The 24,830-nt window shown below is 55.8% G+C and carries 21 protein-coding genes and 1 pseudogene; 12 read left to right on the forward strand and 10 right to left on the reverse strand.

Translation table 11 applies throughout. The features are described from left to right. The 4 genes from lpdA (at nucleotide 1) to NYE69_RS13830 (ending at nucleotide 5,144) form a co-directional block, all read left to right on the forward strand. Nucleotides 1–1,389: a dihydrolipoyl dehydrogenase gene (gene lpdA / locus NYE69_RS13815; RefSeq protein ID WP_340926615.1), complete on the forward strand. Its 1,389-nt coding sequence runs from the start codon at nucleotides 1–3 to the stop codon at nucleotides 1,387–1,389. A gap of 170 nt (nucleotides 1,390–1,559) precedes the next feature. Continuing rightward, nucleotides 1,560–2,861, forward strand: coding sequence for an RNA polymerase factor sigma-54 (gene rpoN / locus NYE69_RS13820; protein ID WP_036624325.1), 1,302 nt, complete (start codon nucleotides 1,560–1,562; stop codon nucleotides 2,859–2,861). 34 nt (nucleotides 2,862–2,895) lie between these two features. Next, nucleotides 2,896–4,842, forward strand: coding sequence for a sigma-54-dependent Fis family transcriptional regulator (locus NYE69_RS13825; protein WP_340926616.1), 1,947 nt, complete (start codon nucleotides 2,896–2,898; stop codon nucleotides 4,840–4,842). A gap of 68 nt (nucleotides 4,843–4,910) precedes the next feature. Continuing rightward, nucleotides 4,911–5,144 carry a DUF1450 domain-containing protein gene (locus NYE69_RS13830; RefSeq protein WP_340926618.1) on the forward strand — a complete coding sequence of 78 codons (234 nt, stop codon included), beginning with the start codon at nucleotides 4,911–4,913 and terminating at the stop codon, nucleotides 5,142–5,144. 923 nt (nucleotides 5,145–6,067) lie between these two features. On the opposite strand, the gene NYE69_RS13835 is transcribed toward NYE69_RS13830, so the two are convergent. Beyond that, entirely contained in the window at nucleotides 6,068–7,381 is a 1,314-nt protein-coding gene (locus NYE69_RS13835) for an FtsW/RodA/SpoVE family cell cycle protein (protein WP_340926619.1), read from the reverse strand. After that, complete coding sequence (locus NYE69_RS13840; RefSeq protein ID WP_036624320.1) at nucleotides 7,378–7,710, reverse strand: PadR family transcriptional regulator; 333 nt, start codon at nucleotides 7,708–7,710, stop codon at nucleotides 7,378–7,380. The genes NYE69_RS13835 and NYE69_RS13840 overlap by 4 nt, the downstream gene beginning before the upstream one ends. 435 nt (nucleotides 7,711–8,145) lie before the next feature. On the opposite strand from NYE69_RS13840, the gene NYE69_RS13845 reads away from it, so the two are divergent. Then, nucleotides 8,146–9,108, forward strand: a complete 963-nt coding sequence (locus tag NYE69_RS13845) for an acetylxylan esterase (RefSeq protein ID WP_328270233.1) — start codon at nucleotides 8,146–8,148, stop codon at nucleotides 9,106–9,108. 39 nt (nucleotides 9,109–9,147) lie between these two features. Here the strand turns inward: NYE69_RS13845 and NYE69_RS13850 are convergent, their stop codons facing one another. After that, nucleotides 9,148–9,534 (reverse strand): MmcQ/YjbR family DNA-binding protein, encoded by a 387-nt coding sequence (locus NYE69_RS13850; protein ID WP_036624318.1) that lies wholly within the window; start codon nucleotides 9,532–9,534, stop codon nucleotides 9,148–9,150. A 165-nt stretch (nucleotides 9,535–9,699) separates the two neighbouring features. Between NYE69_RS13850 and NYE69_RS13855 the strand changes: the two genes are divergently transcribed. From NYE69_RS13855 to NYE69_RS13865, 3 genes are all read left to right on the forward strand, one after another. Next, nucleotides 9,700–10,362 carry a TetR/AcrR family transcriptional regulator gene (locus NYE69_RS13855; RefSeq protein ID WP_328270232.1) on the forward strand — a complete coding sequence of 221 codons (663 nt, stop codon included), beginning with the start codon at nucleotides 9,700–9,702 and terminating at the stop codon, nucleotides 10,360–10,362. 71 nt (nucleotides 10,363–10,433) lie between these two features. Then, nucleotides 10,434–11,177: an SDR family NAD(P)-dependent oxidoreductase gene (locus NYE69_RS13860; protein WP_328270231.1), complete on the forward strand. Its 744-nt coding sequence runs from the start codon at nucleotides 10,434–10,436 to the stop codon at nucleotides 11,175–11,177. Further along, the gene (locus NYE69_RS13865; protein WP_328270230.1) at nucleotides 11,177–12,001 is read left to right on the forward strand and encodes an EFR1 family ferrodoxin; all 825 of its coding nucleotides are present in this window, start codon (nucleotides 11,177–11,179) and stop codon (nucleotides 11,999–12,001) included. Before NYE69_RS13860 ends, NYE69_RS13865 begins: the two co-directional genes overlap by 1 nt. Here the strand turns inward: NYE69_RS13865 and NYE69_RS13870 are convergent. Then, the gene (locus NYE69_RS13870) at nucleotides 11,998–14,040 is read right to left on the reverse strand and encodes an LTA synthase family protein (RefSeq protein ID WP_340926620.1); all 2,043 of its coding nucleotides are present in this window, start codon (nucleotides 14,038–14,040) and stop codon (nucleotides 11,998–12,000) included. The two genes, NYE69_RS13865 and NYE69_RS13870, sit on opposite strands and share 4 nt — an antisense overlap. Nucleotides 14,041–14,133: 93 nt before the next feature. Next, nucleotides 14,134–15,279 (reverse strand): THUMP domain-containing class I SAM-dependent RNA methyltransferase, encoded by a 1,146-nt coding sequence (locus tag NYE69_RS13875; protein ID WP_036624314.1) that lies wholly within the window; start codon nucleotides 15,277–15,279, stop codon nucleotides 14,134–14,136. 181 nt (nucleotides 15,280–15,460) lie between these two features. Here NYE69_RS13875 and NYE69_RS13880 point away from each other — a divergent pair, with 181 nt between their 5' ends. Further along, nucleotides 15,461–16,090 (forward strand): O-methyltransferase, encoded by a 630-nt coding sequence (locus tag NYE69_RS13880; protein WP_155621048.1) that lies wholly within the window; start codon nucleotides 15,461–15,463, stop codon nucleotides 16,088–16,090. A 51-nt stretch (nucleotides 16,091–16,141) separates the two neighbouring features. On the opposite strand, the gene NYE69_RS13885 is transcribed toward NYE69_RS13880, so the two are convergent. Beyond that, nucleotides 16,142–16,513, reverse strand: a complete 372-nt coding sequence (locus NYE69_RS13885) for a winged helix-turn-helix transcriptional regulator (protein WP_328270663.1) — start codon at nucleotides 16,511–16,513, stop codon at nucleotides 16,142–16,144. A 135-nt stretch (nucleotides 16,514–16,648) separates the two neighbouring features. Here NYE69_RS13885 and NYE69_RS13890 point away from each other — a divergent pair, with 135 nt between their 5' ends. After that, the gene (locus NYE69_RS13890; protein ID WP_340926621.1) at nucleotides 16,649–17,830 is read left to right on the forward strand and encodes an MFS transporter; all 1,182 of its coding nucleotides are present in this window, start codon (nucleotides 16,649–16,651) and stop codon (nucleotides 17,828–17,830) included. A 441-nt stretch (nucleotides 17,831–18,271) separates the two neighbouring features. Here the strand turns inward: NYE69_RS13890 and NYE69_RS13895 are convergent, their stop codons facing one another. The 3 genes from NYE69_RS13895 to shc form a co-directional block, all read right to left on the reverse strand. Next, nucleotides 18,272–18,985 (reverse strand): cupin domain-containing protein, encoded by a 714-nt coding sequence (locus tag NYE69_RS13895; protein WP_340926622.1) that lies wholly within the window; start codon nucleotides 18,983–18,985, stop codon nucleotides 18,272–18,274. Between the two features lie 121 nt (nucleotides 18,986–19,106). Continuing rightward, nucleotides 19,107–20,111: a glycosyltransferase family 8 protein gene (locus NYE69_RS13900; protein WP_340926623.1), complete on the reverse strand. Its 1,005-nt coding sequence runs from the start codon at nucleotides 20,109–20,111 to the stop codon at nucleotides 19,107–19,109. 143 nt (nucleotides 20,112–20,254) lie between these two features. After that, on the reverse strand, nucleotides 20,255–22,159 hold the full coding sequence (gene shc, locus NYE69_RS13905) for a squalene--hopene cyclase (protein WP_340926624.1): 1,905 nt from the start codon (nucleotides 22,157–22,159) through the stop codon (nucleotides 20,255–20,257). Between the two features lie 145 nt (nucleotides 22,160–22,304). On the opposite strand from shc, the gene NYE69_RS13910 reads away from it, so the two are divergent. After that, a complete protein-coding gene (locus tag NYE69_RS13910; protein ID WP_340926626.1) occupies nucleotides 22,305–23,483 on the forward strand; it encodes an alanyl-tRNA editing protein in 1,179 nt (392 codons plus the stop codon). Here the strand turns inward: NYE69_RS13910 and NYE69_RS13915 are convergent. Beyond that, nucleotides 23,472–23,972, reverse strand: a pseudogene (locus tag NYE69_RS13915) (LysR substrate-binding domain-containing protein); the annotation flags it as partial. The gene NYE69_RS13910 and the pseudogene NYE69_RS13915 overlap by 12 nt on opposite strands. Nucleotides 23,973–24,026: 54 nt before the next feature. Between NYE69_RS13915 and NYE69_RS13920 the strand changes: the two are divergent. Beyond that, on the forward strand, nucleotides 24,027–24,770 hold the full coding sequence (locus NYE69_RS13920; protein ID WP_340926627.1) for a class I SAM-dependent methyltransferase: 744 nt from the start codon (nucleotides 24,027–24,029) through the stop codon (nucleotides 24,768–24,770). Nucleotides 24,771–24,830: the final 60 nt, after the last annotated feature.

A 24,830-nucleotide genomic window follows, 5' to 3' on the forward strand; every position in this document is an offset into this window, starting at 1 on the left:
ATGAAGATCGTGGTGCTAGGAGGCGGTCCCGGCGGTTACGTAGCGGCGATCCGGGCGGCACAGCTTGGCGCGGACGTAACGCTGGTGGAGAGAAAAGCGCTCGGAGGGACCTGCCTGAATGTCGGCTGCATCCCGACCAAGGTGCTGCTGCACACGGCGGAGCTTTACGCGCAGCTCAAACGGGACGGAAAAGAACTCGGGCTGGAGGCGGGGGACATTTCGTTCAATTGGCCGCAGCTTCAAAGAAGAAAGGATCACATGATCAAACTGAACGCAGGGGGCATCGACGCTCTGCTGAAAAAGCACAAAATCGCCAAAGTGATGGGCAGCGCAACCTTTACCGGCGAGCATGAGCTGCAGGTGACAGCGGCGGATGGAAGCAAGCAAACGATGCATTTTGACCGGGCGATTATCGCCACCGGCTCCGAGCCGGCGCAAATTCCGATTCCGGGCGCGGATTTGGACGGGGTGATCACCAGCGATGAGGCGCTTTCCCTGCCCGAAGTGCCGGGCAGGCTGTGCATCATTGGCGGCGGGGTGATCGGCTGCGAATTCGCCAGCGTATACAGCAGCCTCGGTTGCCGGGTGACGATCGTCGAAATGTTGCCCGAACTGATCGCGGCCATGGATCAGGATGCGGTAAGCTGCCTGAAGAAGCAGTTTGCCAAAGAGGGAATACAAATCCATACAGAGACAAGAGTGGAGAGCATCGAGAAAACGGGCGGAGGATTGATCGTAAGTACGGCGTCGTCCGCCGGAAGCCGCACGATTGAGGCCGACAAAGTGCTGATTTCGACCGGGCGGAGACCGGTTACCGACGGCTTGGGGCTGGAGCGCATCGGAGTCGATGCGGACAGAAACGGAATCAAGGTTAACCGGCGCATGCAGACGAACCTTGCGCACATCTATGCGATCGGCGATTGCACCGGTGGAGTCATGCTCGCGCATGTCGCCTCCGCCGAGGGGATGATTGCCGCAGAAGCGATCATGGGCGCGCCTGCGGACATCGATTTCCGCACGATCCCGTATTGCGTCTACACGAGACCGGAGCTGGCCTCGGTAGGGATGACGGAGAAATCGGCCAGGGAGCGGGGGTATGAAGTGAGAACGGGGGTATTTCCGCTGCAGGTCAACGCGAAATCGATGATTATGGGCGAAACGAACGGGCTAATCAAGGTTGTCGCCGACGCCGCTACGGATGAAATCCTCGGGCTTCATATCGCCGGCCCCAGGGCAACGGATTTGATCGCGGAAGGTGCGCTGGCCATCCGGCTGGAAGCGACGCTGGACGAAATCGTCACGACAATCCACGCTCATCCCACCGTGGCCGAGTCGCTTCCGGAAGCGGCTCACGCAGCCCATCACCGGGCGATTCACCTGTACGGATAAAAAACAATCGAAGCCGGCGGACCCGGCAGCTCCACTAAATCGCCTGGGTAAGATGAATGTTTCATATTTTATTCATCTTATTCAGGCTTCTTGCCGATACAAACGAATTATAATAAGAGTAAGCGAATTTGTAAGCGCATTCAATAATATTTTTACAATCAGGTGAGCGTATGAAAATTGCTATGGAAATGAAACAGACAACGTCGCTTTCCCCGCAAATGAGGCAAGCGGTGCAAATTTTGCAGATGGGTTCACAGGAGCTTGAGGAATACGCCTTGCGGCTCGCCGCCGAGAATCCGCTTATCGAGGTGACCACATTCGCGGATCGTCTAAGCCGCAGGAACAGGAACGATACCGGCATGCATTTTCCGGATGTAGAAGCAATGGCCGCTCCCGGCGAAGAAAGCCTGCACGATGTTTTGATGGGCCAGTTGAATCTGCTGACCCTATCCAAACGGGAATATCGGACAGCCCGCTACTTGATCGGCTGCCTGGACGGGAACGGTTACCTTGAGATTGCTCCGGAGGAGGCGGCGAAAGCGTTGGGCACGGATACGGATAGCGTGCTCCGCGCTCTTCGCCTCGTGCAGTCTTTGGAGCCGGCCGGCGTCGGCGCGGCGGATTTACAGGAGTGTCTTTTGCTGCAACTGGAGCATAGAGAGGAGATGACACCGCTGCTGAAAGAACTCATTGAGCGGCACTTCGAACAGCTCTGCAAACAACGCTTTGACGCGATTTCCAAACGATTGGGCGTTCCCAAGCGCGCGATTGTTGAAGCGTACCGGGTGCTTCGTTCGTTGAACCCCCGTCCCGGCGGCGGTTTCGAAAGCGGGCAAAAAACCGTATATATTGTGCCTGACGTCCTGGTTGCCGCTAAGGACGGGGGCTTCGACATCAAGCTGAACGACGCCGTTTGCCCCGAAATAGCGATTCAGCCTTCGTACCGGAATTTGCTGGAGCAAAATCTCGACGACGGTACCCGGCAGTATATGGCGCGAAAACTAGAGCAGGCAAGATGGACCATGAGCTGCATCGCGGCTCGCCGGCGGACCTTGTTTCGCGTAACGGAAGCGATAGTGGAGTGGCAGGAAGCCTTTTTTCGAAAAGGGCCGAAGCATATGGCGCCGATGGTGCTGAAGGATATTGCCGGCCGGCTGGGCCTGCACGAATCTACGGTAAGCCGGGCGACCAAACATAAGTATGTCCGCTGCGATTGGGGAACTTATGAACTGAAGCGGCTTTTCGCGCCTTCGCTGAACCGGAGCGCATCTTTGCGGTTGGGCGGGGATGCTGCGAAGCGGATGATTCGTGATATTATCGATCGTGAAAATAAGAACAAAACCTGGAGCGACCGTGAAATCGCCGAATTGCTGCTTAGCGAGGGGATTCGCATATCCCGCAGAACCGTGGCCAAATACCGGGAGAGCATGAATATCGCCAGCGCGGCCGATCGAAAGCAGCGCCTGATCTAAAAGAAACAAACCGGACGCGAGGAGTGATTGTCGTTTGCTGATCAGCTATGAAAAGTCGATCGAAAATTGGGAGCAGTTCACGAAATATGGTACCATAACGGCGGATACAAGGACGGAGATTGCCGAATCGTGGATTCGCTGCCGCGAGGCCGGCGTCGATCCTTTGCACGGCAGAGGAGAGCAAGTCTCTTCCGCAGAACTTTCCGTTCGCTTAAACGACCGGAAGCAATTAATCGCCGTGGCCAGGCCGGTAATGAACAGCATTTTTCAAATTATTAAAAGCACGGTATACGGCATTGTCTTAACCGACCAAGACGGAGTTATTTTGGAGACGGTGCATCATGAGACGATCGAGCCGGAATGCGCGAAAGTGAATTTTTTTCAAGGAGCCCGCTGGGATGAGCGAAGCGTGGGCACCAACGCGGTCGGAACGGCGCTGGCGACGGGCCGCCCGATCCAGGTGCTCGGGGGAGAGCATTACTGCACTTCCCATCATCCGTGGACCTGTTCGGCCGCACCGATCCGCGACAGCAGGGGAAATATCATCGGCTGTCTCGATTTGTCGGGAAAAGTGGAGGACGTTCACATTCATACGTTCGGGATCGTGGTCTCCGCCGTGATCAGCATCCAGGAGCAGCTCAATGTGATGGAGACGAACGGACTGATGGATACCGTGTTTAATTCAATGATGGATGGGCTGCTCCTGATCGATACGGAATACCGCATTCAGCGAATCAACAGCCGGCTTGCCTCGATCTTCAGGCTGGACGCGAACGAGATCTATCGGCTGAACGTGAGGGAAATGCTGAACGCGCGGGATATCGAGAACGTGGTTTTTCGCGGAAAACAGCATCTGAGTTACGCGGACTGCACCATCAAGGCCGGAGATCAGCGGGTTGACTGCATGGTCAACATTTTTCCTTACGAATTTAATAACCGGGTCCTGGGCGCTGCCATTTTGATCAGGGAAGCGGGACAGGTGCGCAAGGCGGTCAATCAAATTGCCGGTTTTAAAGCCAACTACAGCTTTGAAGATATTGTAACGCGCCATCCGGCGATGCTTGAAACGATTGCTTTTGCCAAAAAAATCGCCAGAACGGACTGCACCGTCCTGATTGAAGGAGAAAGCGGAACCGGCAAGGAGTTGTTCGCGCAATCGATCCATCAGGCCAGCAGCCGGGCAAACGGACCGTTTATCGCGATCAATTGCGCCGCACTCCCCAAAGAACTGGTAGAAAGCGAGCTGTTCGGCTACGAGAAGGGCTCTTTTACAGGCGCGTTGCGCGAAGGCAGTCCGGGAAAATTCGAACTCGCACACGGAGGGACGCTCTTTTTGGACGAAGTCGGCGAGCTGTCATTGGAAATCCAAGCCAAGCTGCTTCGGGTGCTGGATAATCACAAGGTCAGGAGAATCGGGGGACGGCATGAGCGGACGCTGGACGTCAGGGTCATCGCCGCGACGAACAGGGACTTGGAGGAAGAGGTGGCGCTCAATTCATACCGGAGCGATTTGTATTATCGCTTGAATGTGATCAACATAAAACTGTTGCCCTTGCGGGAACGGCAGGAGGATACAGCGGAGCTGGCCAAGATGTTTTTGCACGCATGCAACCGGGAGAACCCGGGGCCGCCGAAGAAGTTCAGCGCTTCCTTCCTGGGGGCGCTGCAGCGGCAGGAGTGGAAAGGAAACGTGCGGGAGCTGCAAAATATCGTCAAAAGGGCGTATTATGTAAGCGAAGCAGAGATCATCGACGAATCCCATTTGCCGGAGGGCATGCGGATAAGCCGGCATGACGGCGGCGCAGCGCTCCCGCAGCACGGAATGAAAAGCCTGCGGGACAGGGAAAGGGAGGACATTGTGCAGGCGTTGCAAGCCTGTGGCGGCAATGCGGTGTCCGCGGCGAAACTTTTGAATATCGGCAAGTCCACCATCTACAGAAAAATCGGCGAATACGGAATCAGAGGCCGGTGGAATGGATAATCAGCGGGTTTAGTGCTATAATCAACTATTGGATATTAGCAGAGTAGACAAAAAAGAAGGGAAACAGCATGGCTAACGATATTCGGATTTGCGATAAATGCAATCATATCCGCATGAAGACGTTTGTACCGAAACTGCAGAAGCTCGCGCCGGACGCCGAGATCAAGGTCGGCTGCAAATCGTATTGCGGCCCTTGCGGCAAAAGGGCGTTCGTATATATCAACGGCCGGTACATCAGTGCGTCAACGGAAGAGGAAGTGCTGGCTAAAGCCGCACCGTTCGTGAAAAAACCGAAACTATAACAGGCAGCCGGTTAGGGCTGCCTGGAAATTGGGCCGAGAGACACGGCCAAGGGATTACCGCCGGGGATTAGGCTCCGGCGGTTTTTTAGGGCTGGCTCAACCGCGCCAGCTGGGTCATCTGCGCTAAGTGGGCTAAGTGGGCTAAGTGGGCTAAGTGGGCTAAGTGCGCCAAGTGCGCTAAGTGCGCTAAGTGGGCTAAGTGCGCTAAGTGCGCTAAGTGGGCTAAGTGCGCTAAGTGCGCTAAGTGCGCCAAGTGTGCCAAGTACGCCAAGTGTACCAAGTGCGCTAAGTGCGCCAAGTGCGCCAAGTGCGCTAAGTGCGCCAAGTGTGCCAAGTGTACCAAGTGCGCTAAGTGCGCCAAGTGCGCCAAGTGCGCTAAGTGCGCCAAGTGTGCCAAGTGCGCCAAGTGCGCCAAGCGCGCTAAGTGTGCCAAGTGCGCTAAGTGTGCCAAGTGCGCTAAGTGCGCCAGGTGCGCCAGGTGCGCCAAGTGCGCCAAGTGCGCTAAGTGCGCTAAGTGCTACAAGTGCGCTAAGTGCGCCAGGTGCGCCAGGTGCGCCAAGTGCGCTAAGTGCGCTAAGTGCTACAAGTGCGCTAAGTGCGCCAAGTGTGCCAAGTGCACTAACTACGCCAAGTGCAAAAGTGCATGCGATTTTCGTCGAAATTCCTCGAAACGGGTGGTTCAACTGCAAAAATGCAGTTCATTTTTAGTCAAAACACTCTTTTTTATCAAACAGCCCCTAAATAGATGCACTTTTGCATTTGACAGGTCTTATCAGGGGAGTATTGGCCTCAATCGCCTGCACTTTTGCATTTCATGGAATGTCGCATCATTCTTCAATTGTCGCCATTGTCCTCATATCGTTACATTACCTCAAATTGTAGCACCGAGCGCAACACCACGCGCTGGGAGCTGCGCGCGGACCTCAAGCGCGAGCGTTTCGAATTATATCCTTCCGCCGGTATACGCTGTAGATGAGTCCGATGGCCGCCAATTGCGCGAGCAGCCCGCTTCCTCCGTAGCTTAACAGAGGAAATAATACGTCGGAGATCGGCAAAATCCCGAGCGACATCCCGATGCTCCAGACGAATTGAACGGCGAATAAGGCTCCGAGACCGGTAATGAGCATTTTTCCGTAGGATTCTTTTATGGCCAAACCTGCCTTCATCAAATGGAAAATGAAAAACAGGACGCTGAGCAAAACGAGGGCCCCGAACAACCAACCTAAACTGTAAACAAGATATGTAAATATGGTATCCGAATGAATGGAGGGCAACCAGTCCATTTGCAAACCGAAGCCATGTCCCCGCCATCCGGCCGAACGAATAGCCTCATCGATTTTCGTATAAGTGTATCCGTAACCATCGGGGTCCCGATAGCGCCATAAAAAGCCGATTAGCCGATTCTGGCCATACCCGCTAAGCAGCGCCGGCAAAAGAAAAATCGCCGTGACCAGGGAAAGGTACGCCATCACCCAGCGCCGTCCATACCCGGAAAAAAACAACATCAAGGCGAAGGTAACGGCGTAAAGCATCAGGTTCGCGATGGACGGGATCGATGCAAACAGCAGCAGCGGGATGATGCCGAAAACAACGATCTGCCGTAAAGCGGTCCGGCCGTTTTCATATCCCCGGGAAAAAACGCCTGCCGCCGCGATGGTAAAAAGATAGGGGCAGAAAACATTGAAATTCAAACTCAGCCCAAGCGCCCCGATAACCCAAAAACTTGCACCGTTAACCTGTTGGCCCAGTAAATGGGCCCCCAGCAAAATCACGATCGCTGTTCCGTAAATCGCCCACGAATAACTGCGGAGACCTCGATAATGAATCCGGCTTAACACGAACAAAACCGTCAATCCTACCGCCATATAAAAAGCTTGTCTGACAAGCAGATCATAGTTCGACATCCTTCCGCTACCGGCAGCATAACTAAGCTGCACGGCATACATAGCCAGCAGCGCAATCCCCAGCAGCAGCGTCAAGACGGACAGCATGGCCCATGGAACGCGCGGTTTGTGCACACGGTTTAACCCCCGCGCGACCGCATCCGTATCTCCCATCTGGGCGATGGCCTGCCGGGCGGCCGTCTCGTCGTCCAAGCCTTGGGCGCGCAGGGATTCCGACAGCTCGTCCAAATGGCCGGCTATCTCCTCGCTTATTTCTTGGCGCAGCTCTCGCGCCTTTACTTGCCTGCTTACCTGTTTCGTGTACTCTTGCAAAAGCGGATGCAAATTTCTCATGCCGGTCCCTCCCCTAGCACCCGGTCCACGGCACCACGGAACAGCTGCCATTCCCGTTTCTTTTCCTGAAGCTGCCGTCTGCCGCTATCCGTGATCCGGTAATACTTGCGTTTACGCCCCTCGGCTTCTTCCCAATAGGACTCCAGCCAGCGCTCCGTCTCCATGCTGTGGAGAATCGGGTAAAGCGTGCCCTCCTTCAAGGCAAATGTGCCTTCCGACATACGCTCCAGCTCTTTGATCAACTGGTAGCCATATAAGTCCTGCTTGTCCAGCAGCGTCAGGATCAGCATGCCTGTGCTTCCTTTAAGCAGTTCTTTATTTACTTTCAACTTTGGCGCCCCCTTCCCAATTCATACCAACCATTATACATAGAATTAGTATGCATCGCAAATCTATGTATAAACAAGCGCCGATTTTGAGATTGAGCCCAATTTTAACGGTAAAAAAGTCCGCTATTCATGGCGCTCCAACGAATTTTGCCGCGATAGCGGACTTTTTTGTCCTTATTTTCCCAGCGAAGGGTTGTAAATGGTGGTTACACTTGCACTGAGAAATAACGCCATAAAATGTCGTTATATTATAATAGAGTAGTCCCATCACCGAAATAACGCCCAAAATTACCGCTATTTCTCCTAGCTTCTGACTTGCTGCTGGGTGACCCGGCTAACTTATCCTAGAATAAGCGGTTTGATGTATTCCGGACGGAAGGATAGAATGGACTCAAGCGTGTTTTCAGTAATATATGAAAAAACAAGGAGAATGACATGGGAGCGATTCAGGAACGCATTGCGGAAGTGGCGGGATACCAGGCCAAACGTACGGCGAGAGCGGATTTTGAGGAGTTCTGGAGCCGGACGCTGGAACGGTTTGCGTCCAAACCATTGAACGGCCGCCGGGAGCGTACGGAAACGATGATGCAGGGGATAACGGCCGATCATGTGACGTTTGAAGGGTTCGACGATACGCCGCTGCACGGCTGGTTTTTGGTGCCGAACGGGAGCGGGGAAGGGAAAAAGCATCCGTGCCTCGTGATCTATCAAGGCTACCAGTGCCATCGGGGGCTTCCGGAAAATTACGCCGCCTGGCTGCTGATGGGATACGCCGTTTTTGCCGTCGATACGCGGGGGCAAACCGGGGAGACGGGGAACCGGCTGACCTCCGGCCAAGGCATCGTGAAAGGGTGGATGACCCAGGGCATCTTGGAGCCGGAGCAATTTTACGCCAAAGCGATGACGATCGACGCTTGGAAGGCGCTGCAGTGGGTCAAAGCGCAGCCGGAGATCGATCCGCAGCGGATCGGGGTGTACGGATCGAGCCAAGGGGGCGGCCTGGCCCTGCAGATGGCGGCGTTAAGCGACGTTCCGCGCGCGGCCGTGGCCAATGTCCCCAATCTGTGCCATCTGGAGTTCGCCTTGATGAATTCGACCGGTTCGGTAGCGGAAATCGCCGAGTTTCTGGCCAGAAATCCGGGAGAACTGGAGCGGGTGCTGACAACGCTAAGCTATTTCGATAATCTGAACCTGGCCGAAAAAATCAATATCCCCGTGCTGTATTCGGCGGGCTTCAAGGACATGATCTGCTGGCCGGAGACGATCGCCGCGGCATACAACCGCAATCCCGCGCCGGGGAAGGAACTGCTTCTCTATCCGTTTATGGGCCATGAGGAAGGTCCCGACGAGCACCGTTTGAAGGTCTACGCTTTTTTGCGGGAGCAGTTACAACGTTAGCCGGGCAGCCGCCCGGCCTCTTTCATTTGTTCCGCAGGTTCAAATATCGCCGGCGCGGTCCCCTTCTATTCTCATCAGGACCGCCTCGCGAGCCGCCTTCGTTAATCCGTTTAGCACCAGATCATAGGAATGATCGATCATCGCTTGCAGATCGTCCATCGGCAAGCTGCCATCGGCGGTCACCGTGTTCCAGTGCTGCTTGTTCAAATGATAACCAGGCTGTACGCAAGCATGCTGCTCCCTTAGATTGGCGGCGATCACCGGATCGCATTTTAAGGAAATCCGTACGGCGGACTCGTTTTCCGAGGCGGAAATCAGGGCGAATATTTTCCCCCCCACCTTCATGACCATCGGGTCCGGACCAAAGGGATATTCCTGGACGGCTCCTTTTTTCGATAAGCAATAGGCTGTTAGTTTGTTGTACATAGTCACTGGCATCTCCTTCCACAATCGGCTCTATGATTTCCGTGCTACTAACTATACCATGTCCGCCGGAAGCGTGTTAAGAGCCCGCAGCGGTTATTGCTTGACACGTTCCTGATTTCACATTAAAATCTAAACGGTTAGTTTATTTTAGTGGAGAAGATGATGATGACCGACAAAAAGAAGAGGACTTACGATGCCGCCCGCACTAAAGCGATCATTCTTGACGCGGCGGAAGGACTGTTTGCGGAACATGGCTACTCCGCAACGCGAATCGATGCGATCGCCGATGCGGCAGGCTATAATAAAAGTCTTATTTATCAGTATTTTAAAGATAAGCTGGGACTTTATACCGAAGTGGTCAAGCGGGCCGACCTGTTCGGCAATAAGATGCTGGAGGAGCAGGCCGGGGACCTGCTTAAGGATGAGACAACCGCTTCCGACCCGAACAAGTTCCGGCAGCTGCTTGAACAAGTGGTGGATTTTTCCTATCAGCTATTGATGGAAAACCCCCGTTATTTGAAAATATTCGCCTGGGAAGCGGCTGAGGATTGGAAGACATGGAAGAAAATCGCCTACAATCCGGACGATTTTTCCCGGTTGTATGAATTGGCTTTGGCGGCCAAGGAGAATGGAATGATCCGGCGGGATATGGAACCGGTGATGGTGCCGATGATTCTGATGAATACGGTAATTCCGTTCCTGCAATCGTTCCGAAGATACAGCGAGATTTTTCCGGATGATCGTATGCCGCCGATGACGCAGGAACAGTTTAGAGAACAGATCGCAAAATTCGTTATTTACGGTGTAATGGAGCCAAGTGTCCTGTAGTTTAGAGGGCTTGGCGATCTTTTTGCCTTAAATATAAATAACTAGTTAGATTAAAATGGAGGATTGATTTTATGAGATTTCAGCAAAAGGCCGTTATTGTCACCGGAGGAGCCGGCGGGATCGGAGCCGCGACTGCCCGCTTGTTCGCGGAGGAAGGAGCTAAGGTGGCAATCGCCGATTTATCCGAGGAAGGGCAGGTACTGGCGGATGAATTAACAAGAAGCGGACTCGTGGCAAGTTTTATAAAAACGGACGTGACCCAAGAAGGCGAGGTCGTGCGGATGGTGGAGAAAACCGTGGAACGCTACGGCAAGCTGGATATTTTGTTCGCCAACGCCGGAGTCGGAGCCGATGGCTTGGCGGATGAGTTAAGCCTTGAGGATTGGCAGCTTGCCATAGATATCAACCTGACCGGTGTGTTTCTTTGCAACAAATATGCCATCAAGCAGATGCTCAGCCAGGGGAATGGCGGCGCGATCGTCAACTGCGGCTCCGTCCATAGCCATGTAGGGAAAGCGAGAGTCACCGCTTACGCGGCGGCTAAAGGCGGCGTGAAAATGCTGACCCAATCCGCGGCAATAGCTTATGCGGCCAGAAATATCCGCGTTAACGCCGTGTGTCCGGGGTACGTCGATACGCCGATGATCAACCGCTTTGGCAAGGAGGTCAAAAATTATCTCATAGGTTTGCACCCCGCAGGCCGGTTGGGCACGGCTGAGGAGGTGGCCAAAGCGGTTCTGTTTCTGGCCAGTGACGATGCCTCGTTCATCACGGGAACCAGCCTGATGGTGGATGGGGGCTATACGGCGATTTGATGAGCATGCGGATTTTTTATTTTTCGGGAACGGGCAACTCCCTTTATATCACCCAGGAGTTGCATAAATCGTTTCCCGAAGCCACCGTTGTACCGGTCATCCAATTAACGGACTATCATATTAAGGCTGATGCCGTAGGTTTCGTTTTTCCGGTTCACGCGTTTACGATGCCGGCACCGGTTAAGCATTTTTTGGAGAAAATAAACCTGGACGAGGCCTCCTACCTTTTTGCTATAGCAACCCGGGGAGGCTCTCCCTGCAATGTATTTCGGGATATGGACCGTCTGCTTCGAAAAAAAGGAAAGGTGCTGAACGCGCACTGGTTTATCGATATGCCCAACAATTTTTGCCATATCGCGGATACGCCTGATCAGGCGCTCATAGAAAGGTTGTGCGCGGAAGCGCTGGTCAAGCTGGAACCGATAAAAACGGCCATCAGGAACAGGGATGAGGTTCACGCGCCGGACTCGGAGAAGTCGTTTTGGAGAAAAAAGCTGCTTTTTCCGGCTTTGTCGGCCGTCTTGCGCAAAACGAACTATTTGCACACGGACAAAAATTTTTATGCCGACGACCGTTGTATCGGGTGCGGCCTGTGTTCGAAAGTTTGCTTATCCGCAAAAATTGAGCAGAAGAACGGCAGGCCGCATTGGAATGAAGAGAAGAAATGTTATTTTTGCTTCGCCTGCATCAATCACTGTCCGCGCCAAGCCATCCAAATCCGGAAAACGAAGTCGATGACCAAAGGCAGGTACCGTCATCCGCTATACACTGCATATGATATCGCACAGCAGAAAGGGAGGCTTAACAATCCGTCGTCATCCTAGTTTTCCTTTCTAAAATCAGCGATCAGGTTGCCGGTGATGATCGCGTCGGAGATGCGCAGCCGTGTCTGAGCTTGCTCGTAGGGGGCGCGGCAGCGCCCGATCTCCGCCGCATCCCGGGTTTCCAAGTCGTAGCACTGCCCGTTTTCGAAGCGGTTGTCGGCCGATGGAATGTAATACAGCTTGCCGTCCGTAAACGCCCCCGAGCGCAGTACGACGAATCGGTCCGTTTCGGCGCCGGCGAACAAGTTGTTGCCCATCATGTAATATGGCGCCGAAGAAATGCCCAGCAGATGAAGCAGCGACGGGGCCATATCCAGCTGTCCGGCAGGCCGCTTATCGGTGCCGGTGAATTTGCCGTCCGGCAAATGGATCAGCAGCGGCACCTGGTTCATGATTTGATGCATGTCCAGATCGGTCAGAGACCTGCCGAGAAACCGCTCGTAATCCGCTTTATCCGTAAGCGAATTGTCGTGGTCCCCATAGAAATACAGGATTGTGTTGTCCCATAACCCTGCTTGCTTAAGCCCCTCGACCAGCTCGCCCAAGGCGGCGTCCACGTAATGGACGGACTGCAGGTAATCGCCAAACATCGTGCCCTCGAACTCCCCGGTGTCCAGTTCTTTCTTGTCGGCCGGCAGCGTATACGGATGATGGCTGGACAGGGTGATCATAAAGTTATAAAACGGCTGCTTTTCCTGCGTCATCAGGGCCAGCGACTGGCGGAAAAACGATTTGTCGCCCAGGGACCAGCCGAGCGGTTCGTCCATCGTGAAGTCTTTTTTGCTGAAAAAGCGTTCGTAGCCTATTGCCTGATACATATTGTTGCGGTTCCAAAAGCTGCCTTCGTAAGCGTGAAAAGCCTCTGCCGTATATCCCCCTCGCTCCTTCAATATCCGCGGCAGGACATCATACATATGGTTCGGATAACGCATGGCCACCGAGCCGACCGGCAGCGGATGCAGCGAGCTGTGCGATGAAAAGTCCGCATCCGAGGTGCGCCCTTGTCCGGTCTGGTGATAATAGTTCGGATAATAAAGGCTGTCTTCCATCAACCGGTTGATATTGGGCGTAATTTCCTGACCGCCGATTTGTTTGCCGATCACAAAATTCATAAACGCTTCGGCTTGAATCACGAGCACGTTGCTGCCCGCAAAGCCGCCGAACGTTTCGTTCCGCACCGCGCGGCGGCTTTGCGCTTCGTCAAACCAGCGCTGGATTTCCGCCCGTTCCTGCGCGGACACCGCGCTGGTTCCGGCGAGCCGCTCTTTAACGTATTTCGATGCGTCGTAAAAATGAAATCCCAACAGGCCGGTCACATTGTATAGCGAGACGTTCCACCAGTTGTTTTCGAACAGGCTCCCCGCCCATGTTTTGGCGTAATGGCGGATCGGTCCCAGGGTGAGGACAAAGCCGAGCGCAAAGGCGATGACGCCGGCGGAAAAGCGCCCCAGCAGGCGGCGCCGTCCTTCTTGGCGCCGGGCGGCTTCCGGCAAGAAGCCTGCACCGCCATCCGCCCGCCGGTCTGCCTGGTGGAACATCGGTTCACCTTGTCCTAGTCCGCCGCCGCGTTCGAATCCTTTCTTCAGCGCCGTCATCCCCAGCTTAAGCGCCAGCCAAGCTCCCCAATCCGCGATCAGCCATAGGTCGTACGGATAAATCAGCGACCGGATGCTGCCGCCAAGCTCCCCGACCTGACCGGCCTGCAGCAGCACGGGCACCGTAATGAAATCCCTGAAATAGCGGTAATATACGAGATCGGAAAAAATCAGCGCGGTGAGCAGCACGTTCAGCACGGCCAGAGCGAGCGATCTACCCCGCGGCGGCAGCCACAAGGTCCAGAACGAGACAAGCATCACCGAACCGATGGCAATCAGGTCGTCGAGCAGGTTCATGTCGATATAGAGGGCGTGCAGCTGACTGTGCAGAATCTTAAGCTTTAAAAGAATCGCAAGCACGAACAAAATATATCCAAACGGGCGGTACCGCAGCAGCCAATTTATCCGCTTGGCAAACCCGCGATCCCCGGCAAAACGCAGCATGTTCTAAAAAAACTCCTTTCCTTAACTTAATCGTTCAAAAAGTCAGCTTTTCAGCACCACTACCTATTTAAAAGGGAGACCCTTCCTCCGCGGTTAGTGGCGTGGAGGAAGGGGCCCGAGGAACTGCAAATATTGGCATTCGATACGGCCGTTGTACAGCTTGCGGCGTTTGTCCGCCTTGCGCTGAAAATCATGCTCGAACTGTTTGGTCGGCGTCAGGGCGAAAAAGGACCAGGTAGGCAGTCCGGCCATGATCCGGCCGAGCTGGGCGATCAGCTTCCGCACTTCCTTTTCCTCACCGATCCGCTCGCCGTAAGGCGGGTTCGTAATCATGCAGCCGTAATCGCCCTGCGGTTGGATTTTGACGGCGGGGAGGCATTCGAACTTGATCTCTTTTGCCAAACCGGCGCTTTTGGCGGCGGCCTTGGCGATTTCGACCGCCGCCGGGTCGATGTCGCTGCCGGCGATGTTCAGCGGGGTATCGTCCCGCACCGCGTCAAACGCCTCTTCCCGGGCCTCCTGCCATAAGCGCTCCGGCACGGCCGGCCAGCTTTCGGCATTAAACGTGCGGCGCAGCCCAGGCGCCAGGTTCCAACCGATCATCGCCGCTTCGATCGGCAGCGTGCCCGAGCCGCAGCAAGGATCGTAGAACGGCCGCACCGGATTTTGGTTCCAGCGGCTGAGCAAAATCAGCGCGGCGGCCATCGTTTCCTTTAGCGGCGCCTCCGTCGCATGCTTGCGGTAGCCCCGCTTGTGCAGAGCCGGCCCGGTCGTATCGAGCGTGAGCAGCGCCTTGTCGTTCAATAGATTGACTTCGATGACATAACGCGGGCCGGTCTCCTGAAACCATTCGGTAGAGTGCGACTGCTTAAGCTTTTCGACGACCGCTTTTTTGACGATTCCCTGGCAGGCGGGGACGCTGCTGAGCTGCGACTTGTGCGACCGGCCTTCCACCGGGAATTCCCCGTTGGCGGGAATCCACTCCTGCCAAGGCAGCGCTTTGGTGCCTTCAAACAGCTCGTCGAAGGTTAGGGCGCTAAATTCGCCCATCTTGATCAAAACCCGGTCGGACGTCCGCAGCCACAAATTGCAGCGGCAAATATCGATCAGGTCGCCGGTGAAATGGACGCGGCCGTTTTCGACCGCCGTATCTTCGTATCCCAATTCTTTCAATTCGCGCGCCACCACGGCTTCCAGCCCCATCGGGGCGGTCGCGATCAGTTGCAAAGGTCCAGACATTCCTGTAGATCACTCCAGCTTCGGCATTATACTTGTGAGAACTGCGCAAAAACCATACAATTCAGTATAGGCCAATGCTTGCCAAGTTACAAACGGTTCTTTGGATCGCGATGCAAAAAATGTTTGCGCGGCGATCTGTGCCGTATACATAAGGAAACCAAAAGAAAGGATGTAGATTGCGATGCTGACGCCGGAACAATACGGAGACGAATTATACGCCAAAGATGAAGTGCTGGAGCGGGTGACGCGGTCCATTTTGGACAGCGGCTTGCGGGACGTGTCGATCGCGCCGGGGTATGGGCGGCTTTTGACCTTGCTGGTTAAACTGGCAGGAGCTAAAGCGGTGCTGGAGATCGGCGCCCTTGGCGGCTACAGCGGGATCTGCCTGGCCCGGGGGCTGCCGGCGGACGGGCGGCTCGTGTCGCTGGAGCTGAAGGAGGAGAACGCCGGATTGGCGCGGCGGAATTTGGCTGCCGCCGGATTCGGCAGCCTGGCCGAGTACATGATCGGCCCCGCGCTGGACAGTCTGGCGACGCTGGAGGCCCGGGAGGAGCGGTTCGATTTCTTTTTTATCGATGCGGACAAAGAAAACTATCCGGCATACCTCGAATATGCGATAAAACTGGCCAATCCGGGCGCGCTCATTGCCGGGGACAACATTTTGCTGCGGGGGCGTACCCTTAATGAGGAGAAAAACGGGCCGTCGGTGCAGGCGATGCGCAAGTTCAACGAGATGATCGCCCGGGACGGGCGGCTGATCAGCACGCTGCTGCCGGCTTATGACGGCCTTGCGCTGGCGATGGTGAAATAAGGCTCATCATTTATCCCCCGGCGTCAAACTCGGCGCCGGGGGATGTTTGCGTTATCCTTCAGCCGCCGCGTGTTCTTTCTCCGCGCTTTCCTTCGCTTCGGCCTCTTTCCACCTGGCCGCCCATTTCTCCATTTCCTTAAGCGAGCTTTGAAAATCCAGGCCTTTTGGGGTCAGTGAATATTCGACCGTAACCGGGACGGTGGGAAAAACCTCGCGGCGCACGATGCCGCTTTTCTCCAAATGCCGCAGCGCATCGGTCAACGATTGCGTACGGACGATCTTCAAATCGCGGTGGAGCTGCTGAAAGCGCCGCGGGCCTTTGGATAGCTCGGCGATGATCAGAAAAGACCATTTGGCCCCGAGGATTTGCAGTACGGAGCAGATGTCGGAAAGGTCCTCGGTTTCTTTTTGTTGCTGTTCCATGTTTCCTCCTCCTTTTACTTACTTAAATATAGTTAGTCAAAATAATTGGATAATATCCAAAAGATTTGCCTTCTTACATATCGTATGTAACCTCATTATAATGCAATCAAGAAGATGTGAGGAGGAAAATTTAATATGAATAAACGAAAGCTTGTGATTTACGTGTTGACCATCGGCGTGTTTCTTACGGCGACCTCGGAGCTGATCGTTTCGGGGATCATCGGTACGATATCCGGAGATTTGGGCGTTTCGCTGGCGTTAGCCGGACAATTGGTTACGGTGTACTCTCTGTCGTTCGCCATCGGCACCCCGGTGATCATATCGCTCACCTCGCGGCTCGGCCGCAAACAAATGCTGCTGGCCTCGCTGGCGGTGTTTATCGCCGGCTGCCTGGCGGCATGGATGAGCCCGAATATCGCCGTTTTAATGCTTTCCCGAGTTATTTTGGGCGTGAGTTCAGGTGTCTTTCTTGTCGTCGTGTTTGGCGCGGCCGCCAAAATCGTCCCCCCGGAAAAAATCGGCAGCGCGATCGGCACCGTCGTCCTCGGCTTCAGCAGCGCGATGATTTTGGGAATTCCGCTCGGCATGGCCATTGCCGAATGGCTGAACTGGCGGGCGATTTTTCTGATCCTGGCCTTGCTTAGTATAGGGGTGGCGTACTTGATTAACAAGCTGGTTCCACCGATGGAAGGGGATGCGGCGGTTCCTTTTTTCATGCAGTTTAAAGTTCTCGGCAGCGCGGTCATCGTCAGCGGGCTGCTGATTACGTTGTTCAGAGAGTCGGGCAATAATCTGCTGTTTACGTACGTCATTCCTTTTATGCAAAATATTCTGGCCTTGCCTGCTTCCTACAGCAGCTTCGTCATGCTCTGGTTAGGCCTTGTCGGGGCTGCCGGATCGCGCCTGGGCGGTTACTGCATCGACCGCTGGGGAGTCTCCCGCGTGCTGCTCGCCGGTCTGGTGATGCACGCGGCCACCATTTCAACTTTGCCTTTATGGGCGGGCCGGACGATACCGGGGATCGCCTTCCTTTCCTTGATGGCGCTAGCCATGTTTGCCACAGGAACGGCGATTCAAAGCTATTTTATCGCGCGGGCGCCGCAGTCCTCCAATCTGGTGTTAAGCATCAACACCTCGATCACCCACTTGGGGCTGGCGCTTGGCGCCGGCGGGGGAGGTCTTGTGCTGGAGTCGACGGGAACGCTGTACTATCATCCTTGGCTGGGGGGCCTTTTGGTCGGACTAGGCCTTGCGGCTGCCTCCGTAAGCATCGCTTGGGGGAGAAAGAAAAGCCGGAGCGAATTGTCGCTAAATTAACTTTGCCGGACATACGGTTCTAATTGCACTGCGAAATAAGTGCTCGCGAGCGCTGGACATAGAGCCTCGTGCCCTGTTTATTGTGGAGCAGGGGTTGGAGCAGGGCCAACTCCGGAAGGACGAGCTGCAAAAGTGCAGTTGATTTTCACCAAAACGCCCCAAAACGGCTGATCAAGTGCAAAAGTACATCTCATTAGAGACTGTTCGCTAAAAAAGGGTCTTATGGCCGAAAATGAACTGCACATTTGCAGTTGAGCCACCCTTTTCGAGTAAATTCGACGGGGATCGCATGCCCTTTTGCATTTGGCGGGAAATCTCGCACTCGCATCCAACGGAAAAGTATCGAAACTAAATTTAACGAATAAGGGGCGTCCCCAAGCCGTCAGACGACTTACGGGACGTCCCTTGCCGTTAATAGCGGAGTCCTCCTGGCCGATTTTTTTAAGGACCGTCGTGATACAGATGAGCCCAGCCGTTTCCGATGACCTGCGGCCGCCGGGGATTGCCGTCGCTTTGCTGGTACGGGCGAAGACCGTAGCCCTGGTTGTAGGGCGGATGGCTGGTGTGGGCGGTATTGGGCTGGTGATTCTGCGTTTGGTAATAGGCGCCATGTTGTTCTTTCGGACAGCCGGATGGCGGCCCGATGATTACGGTTTGGTTCAGCGGGGCAAGCGCCTCGCGGACTTTGGCCGGATCGAGGCAGTACATATGCGCCAAGGCCTCGGGCGGCGTGAGCCGCAGCATATCGGAGGCGGGGATGATTTCCGGAACCGGCGCGTCGAATATGGCTAAAAAATGCGTTCCATCCACGGTAGCCGTGTCATAATGCCACCAGCCCTGCGGGATGCTGGTCGCCTGGCCGGGCCGGGTCGGATAATGCCGCAGCTCTTTCGTAAACGGATTGATGATCGAGACGACGACCTCGCCCGAAATGCAGTATGCGAGCTCCGAGGCGTTTGGATGGTGGTGCGGTTCGATGGCGTTGCCTTTGTCCAAATAAGTGTCCAGCATCGACATATTGCCGAGCGTATTCAGCTGTTTGATGGACAGCTCGTTGATAAAATTGCGGTTATCCTTTTTAAAGGAGGTGTTGCGGTTGACGTCGTACGTAAATTGCGCGGATGGCGAAGTGAAGTCCATACTGGAGACCGCCATGATTGTTCCCTGCCTTTCTTATTTCGCTTAGGCGTTGTACTTCTACTGAATATCTATGCACAGGGCCGGTAGACTATGATTCGGAACGAACCCCAGGTTTGCGTTTGCCGCAAGAACCTCGTCAACGGTAGATCCGCCGGCGAATTCGTCTTCTTTTTCGGATTCCTGCCGCTCTGTTGCTCTTGGCTGATTTGACAGATGTCAAATTGGTTAAGGCAATCCGGACAAATTTGCTTCTTCTGATTCGGAGCCTTCTCCCGGCTAGTTTCCGCTTTCCCGATTTCCTGCGGCTCCCCTGTCTTCTCGGGCTGGAAGAGCCCGGATACACGGGTTTTGCGGCCGTTTGTTCTGCCCATGGCGTCATGCTGAGGTAATGCTTGTAAAGTTTCCAACCTGAAGACTTGCGGTCCCAGCATTTTTCATCCCCGGCGAAATGGACGATTTTATTGGTAAAGTCGTAATCGGCCGCGGCCATGTTGAATAAGTTGAAACGCACATCCAAAGGCAGGTAATTTCCGCCGAAAACCGCATTGAGCGCATCCTGGTCGGGCATGGTGGTATCGGGGAAATTCCGTAAGAAGTTTAACGTTTCTTCGTACCAGTTAGGATTAGCGCGGATCGTGTTCAAGGCGAATAAAATAACTCCGGAGTTAAAATAATGTTCCGGATTCAGCCCTTTGGAGCTGATCAGATGCGTGACATTCATGATGTTCTGGTCCCAAACCGCGCCCAGATAATAATTACTTAAATCGACCTGCCACAGTTCTTCAAGGTCCATGTTCACCAAAACATCGCAGTCCAGGTAAATAACTCTGTCCGCCGGTATGACGCCGGGCAGCAGCAAGCGATACATGCAGGCCGGCGTCCACACTTCAATCGAGCCCACGCTCGTCATCACCTGGAGCATATTTTCAGGCAACACTACGGGATAAAACTGAATCGTCTGATTGTAGCTGGCGGCTAAATTAATGAGTTTTTGCCGGTTATCCTCGCTCAAAGTCTCGTCGTGCAAAATATGCACATTTACTGAGGATCTCGTATTTTGGAAAACCGACGCCAACACGACACCGGCATGCTCGGTATACTGCCCATCCTTATCCTGGAAAGCCAAAGCTAATTCGATCATCGGATTTATCCTTTCTTCACGTTAGTTGTCTGCACATTATACGTTAGCCGCGGATAAGTGGATAAGGCGTTAAACCTAAGCAATGAACCCAAATTTGCCGCCGCGCTCCGAGGGACAGGCGCTTATTGCCGCGCCCGCCCCGCTTAATCTCCTCCATACTTCTTCCGGTAATGCCCCAGCGCCAGCAGCGGCCAGATATAACGGTAGCTGTGGTAGTGTACGTAAAAATACCCGGGCAGGGCGGCGCCTGTGGGATAAGAGGCGGTCCAGCCGTCCTCGTGCAGCATCGCGATCAGCCTGGCGATTCCTTGGTCGATCTCGGCCGTGGGCCGGTCGTGCGCGGCGATCAGGGCGTCCAGCGCCCAAGCCGTTTGCGAAGGCGTGCTGGCGCGAAGCGGCACATAGCGCTCTTCACGGTCGCTGCGGCAGGATTCGCCCCAGCCGCCGTCCGGATTGCGCACGCTCAACAGCCAGCTTACGCCTTGGGCAACGGCTTCGTGATCCGAAGCCAGGCCGGCGGCCTTCAGCCCCGTAAGCGCGGCCCACGTCCCGTAGATATAGCAGATTCCCCAGCGGCCGTACCATGATCCGTCCGCTTCCTGATGGCGGATCAGCCAGTCGGCGCCGTGGCGGATGAACTCATGGCGGGCGTCCAGCCTTGCGAAATTCCCCAAAAACTCCAGCGTCCTTCCGGTAAGATCCGCTTCCGAAGGATCGATGGCCGCCGCTTTGGCCCCGTCGATGGCGAGCCAGGTGAGCATTTCCTTGTTCGTGTTTTTTTCGAAGGCCGGCCAGCCGCCGTCGTCGTTCTGCATGGAGAGCACCCAGTTGAGCCCGCGGTTCCACGCTTCGAGGCAGGCGGGTTCCCGTCCGGCCAGGCTGTGGATCGCCCGCAGTGCGGCCGTTGAATCATCGACGTCGGGAATGATCGTGTTGGTGTCGGAAAATCCCCAGCCCCCGGGGGCCACGCCGGGATTGTGAATTTGCCAGTCCCCGGCTTTGCGGTGCTGCCGGGAACGAAGATAGGCGGCAGCCTTCCGGATCGCGGCGTGATCCTCGCTTAGCCCGGCTTCCTGCAGGGCGTAAGCGATCAGCGCGGTATCCCAGACGGTGGAAGGGGAGTTTTGGATCGTGATTTCGCCGCCTGTACCGCCCGCGCTGCAGCGCATCGCCGCCAAGCCGTCGACGGCATGCGTGATGAGCGGGTCCCGGCGGTCGTACCCGAGGGCAAGCAGGGCGAACACCATCAGCACCGTGCAGCTGGCATACGTATACAGGCTGCCGTCCGCCTCGATCCGCTCCAGCATGTATTGTTCGGCCTTCTTGACGGCGGCCTGGCGGATACGCTGCGGGGAGCCGATCAGCCGGCCGATCCCCGCTTGGATGTGGGCGAGCAGATCGCGGTTTTCCCGGGAAAGCTCCTCCTCGTCCAAGCCGCGGCCGCCGCCATACAGATCGCTTAAATCCGGAGTATGCGGCGTTTTCAGGGAGAAGTCCCGGTCGGCCATGATCAGCAGCGGAACCAGATGAACCCGCGAATATCCGGAAAAATCAAAAAAACTGACCGGAAAAGACGGCGGCAGGAGCAGAATTTCCAGCGGAATGGAGGACAGGGCCGCGGGCCATTTGCGCTGTCCCGTGGCGGCGAGCAGCGCTTTTGTGAGCAGGCCGCCCGCCATCCCGATCCCTCCGGCGGCTTGAATGTAATTTCTGGCCCGGCGGATCGGCTCGTCCTCCGGCCGGCTGTACCCGGAGAACAGCAAGGCGTAGTACGCTTCCACCGTCGCGGACAAGTTCCCTTCCCGCTCGTCTTCAAACCATCGCCAGCAGCCCTCGGGCTGCTGCGCGGCGAGGACGCGGTCGTGCAGCGAACGGATCAGCTCTTCGCTGCCCGCGCTTAGCGAGCGAAGCAGCACGATCACGCTCACGTCCATGGCCGTTCCGTTTTCGAAGCAATACCGCCAGGTCCCGTCCGGCTGCTGCCGCCGGACCAGTTCATCCGTCAACCGGCCGATTTCCCGGCCGACCCCGCTGATAACATGTCCCATTCCTTGCTCCTCCTTAAAGCCGTTTTCACTCGTAACAGTATATGAAGGGCGAAAAAGGGAAATGAGGGGAGGCGCATCTTTCCTTTACCGCGGGCGGGAAAAATTGTATGGTAAGGGTACTTGGACACGGGAAGGGAAATGAACGATGACAAAAAGACTGTATTTCGAATCTGCGTATCTTACCGAATGGCAAACGCGCGTCAGCCGGACGCTGCAGCGCGGGGACGGGGATTTTGTCGTCCTCGAGGAAAGCGCCTTCTACCCCTATGGGGGCGGGCAGCCGAACGATGAAGGAACGATCCAGGGGATCCCGGTGCTTGACGTGATCAGCGAAAATGACGAGGTGCTGCATAAAGTGGAGCGCTTGCCTGACGATACGGCCGTGAACTGTACGGTGAACTGGGAGCGCCGGTTTGACCACATGCAGCAGCACAGCGGCCAGCATCTGCTGTCCGCCGTCTGCCGCGAGCTTTACGGGGCGATGACGGTCAGCTTCCACCTGGGGGCCGACTACTGCACAATCGACGTGGAGCGCCCCGAGCTCACACCGGAACAATTAGCCGCCATCGAGCTGGCCGCGAACCGCCATATTTATCTGAACCACGAGATCGCCAGCTATTTCGTGACCGGGGAGGAGGCGGCCAAGCTGCCTTTGGTGAAGCGTCCGAAGGTGACGGAGAACATCCGCGTCGTCGAGATGAAGGACGTGGAATACAACGGCTGCGGGGGAACGCATGTCTCCTCGACGGGCGAAATCGGAATGATCAAGCTGTTAAAGGCCGAAAAGCAGAAGGGCAACACCCGGGTCTACTTCAAATGCGGTTATCGGGCCTTGGCCGAATTCAACGAAAACCAGCGGATTTTGGGGCTGCTGACCGGCAAACTGAAAACGAGCCGGGAAGGGCTCGCCGAGCGGATCGAAAAATGGGAGCAGGAGCAAAAGCAGCTGCAGCAGGAATTGGCCAACGTGAGGGCCGTTAATGACGAATACTTGGCGCGGGAGTTGCTGTCGCGGCGGGAGGACGGGATCGTGGCCCATGTTTTTGCGGACAAGCCTTTGAAGGATCTGCAAAGCCTGGCGGCCAAGCTGACGGCGGACTTAGACGCAGACGCGCTCGTGCTGCTTGCGACCATGGCCGGCAACAAAGCGGTGATGGCTCATAACGGGGAAGCGGCGGTTTCCTGCGGCGCGTTTTTCAAAGAGCATCTGCCGGCTTTTAACGGCAAGGGCGGCGGCAGCGATAAGCAGGCGCAGGCCGGGTTCGAATCTTGGGAGGAAACGCAAGCTTTCTTGGAATTCGCCAAACGGACGTTAGCTTCCTAAGTCTAACGTTCGTCCGTATGGATTTTCCCGAACGAGCCGGATAAAAGCCTCCGCCGCCGGAGACAACGGCTCGTTTTTGCGCATGCAGACGGAAAAAATATTTTGCGGCTCAGGTCCATCCACGAACACGCGGGACAATCGGCCGCGTTCCACCTGCTCCCTGACGACCAGCGACGACACAAAGCTGGCTCCGTACCCGGCGATCACGGCTTGCACGGTTTCGTTCAGCCCGTTGAACTGCAGGGCGATCCGCGGCGCGGGGGCGTTAAACGTCCGGCACAAGGCCAAAAAGCGCTCCCGTGTGGAGCTGCCCGTCTCCCGCATGACAAAAGGCTCCCTGACCATTTCCGCCAGGCTGACCTGCCGGCCCGCGTACCGGTGATCCGGGGCGACGACGAACCACAGCTCGTCCCGGAACAGCTCCTCCGAACGGATCGTCTCCGGATATTCCTCGGCCAATCCGCCGTAAAACGCCAGATCCACCTCCACCAATGGCTTCAAAAGGAAGAGGCCACCCCTTCCGGACAAAGGAGCTGAACAGCCATGGATATTTTGAATCCGGCGTTTGATTATGACAAGTATGGTCACGAGTACTCCGGGTACCGGCGGACGGACCCGCGGATTGCGGAGTACGTGCACCGGGCCCTGGGGGACGCCAAAACCGTCCTGAACGTAGGAGCCGGGGCGGGCTCATACGAGCCGGCGGACCGGTATGTCGTTGCCGTGGAGCCTTCCCGCGTCATGCGCGAGCAGCGGCTGGCCCGGGGGAAAGCTCCGGCGGTGATCGGCCGGGCGGATTCGCTGCCGTTTGACGATCAAGCCTTCGATGCCTCCATGGCGATGGTCACCGTCCACCACTGGCCCGATATCCGCCGGGGCCTCGCGGAGCTGCGGCGGGTGACGCGGGACACGGCGGTTGTGATGACCTTTGATCCCGCCGCGATGGAGGGGATTTGGCTGGCGCATTATTTTCCCGAACTGATCGAAATCGAACGAATCCGGATGCCCGCGCTGGACTTCATTGCCGAGGCTTTGGGGGGAGACTGCGAAATCGTGCCGGTCCCGATCCCGTTTGACTGCATTGACGGTTTTCAGGAAGCTTTTTACGGGCGCCCTGAAGCTTTTTTGGTGAAAGAGGTGCGGGCGGCCCAGTCGGCCTGGGGATTCCTGCCGGAAGGGGGGGGGGAGAGAAGCTGGTCCAACGGCTGGCCGACGACCTTCGCTCCGGCGAATGGGACCGGCGGTTCGCGGCTTACCGCCAGACGCCTTTTCATACCTGCGCGTTAAGATTGGTCGTGGCGGATGTGCGCGGCCGGGTGTAGAAGCGGGAAATTTAATGGATGCCAG

It is taken from the genome of Paenibacillus sp. FSL R5-0527 (assembly GCF_038008055.1).
Lineage (GTDB): Bacteria > Bacillota > Bacilli > Paenibacillales > Paenibacillaceae > Fontibacillus > Fontibacillus macerans.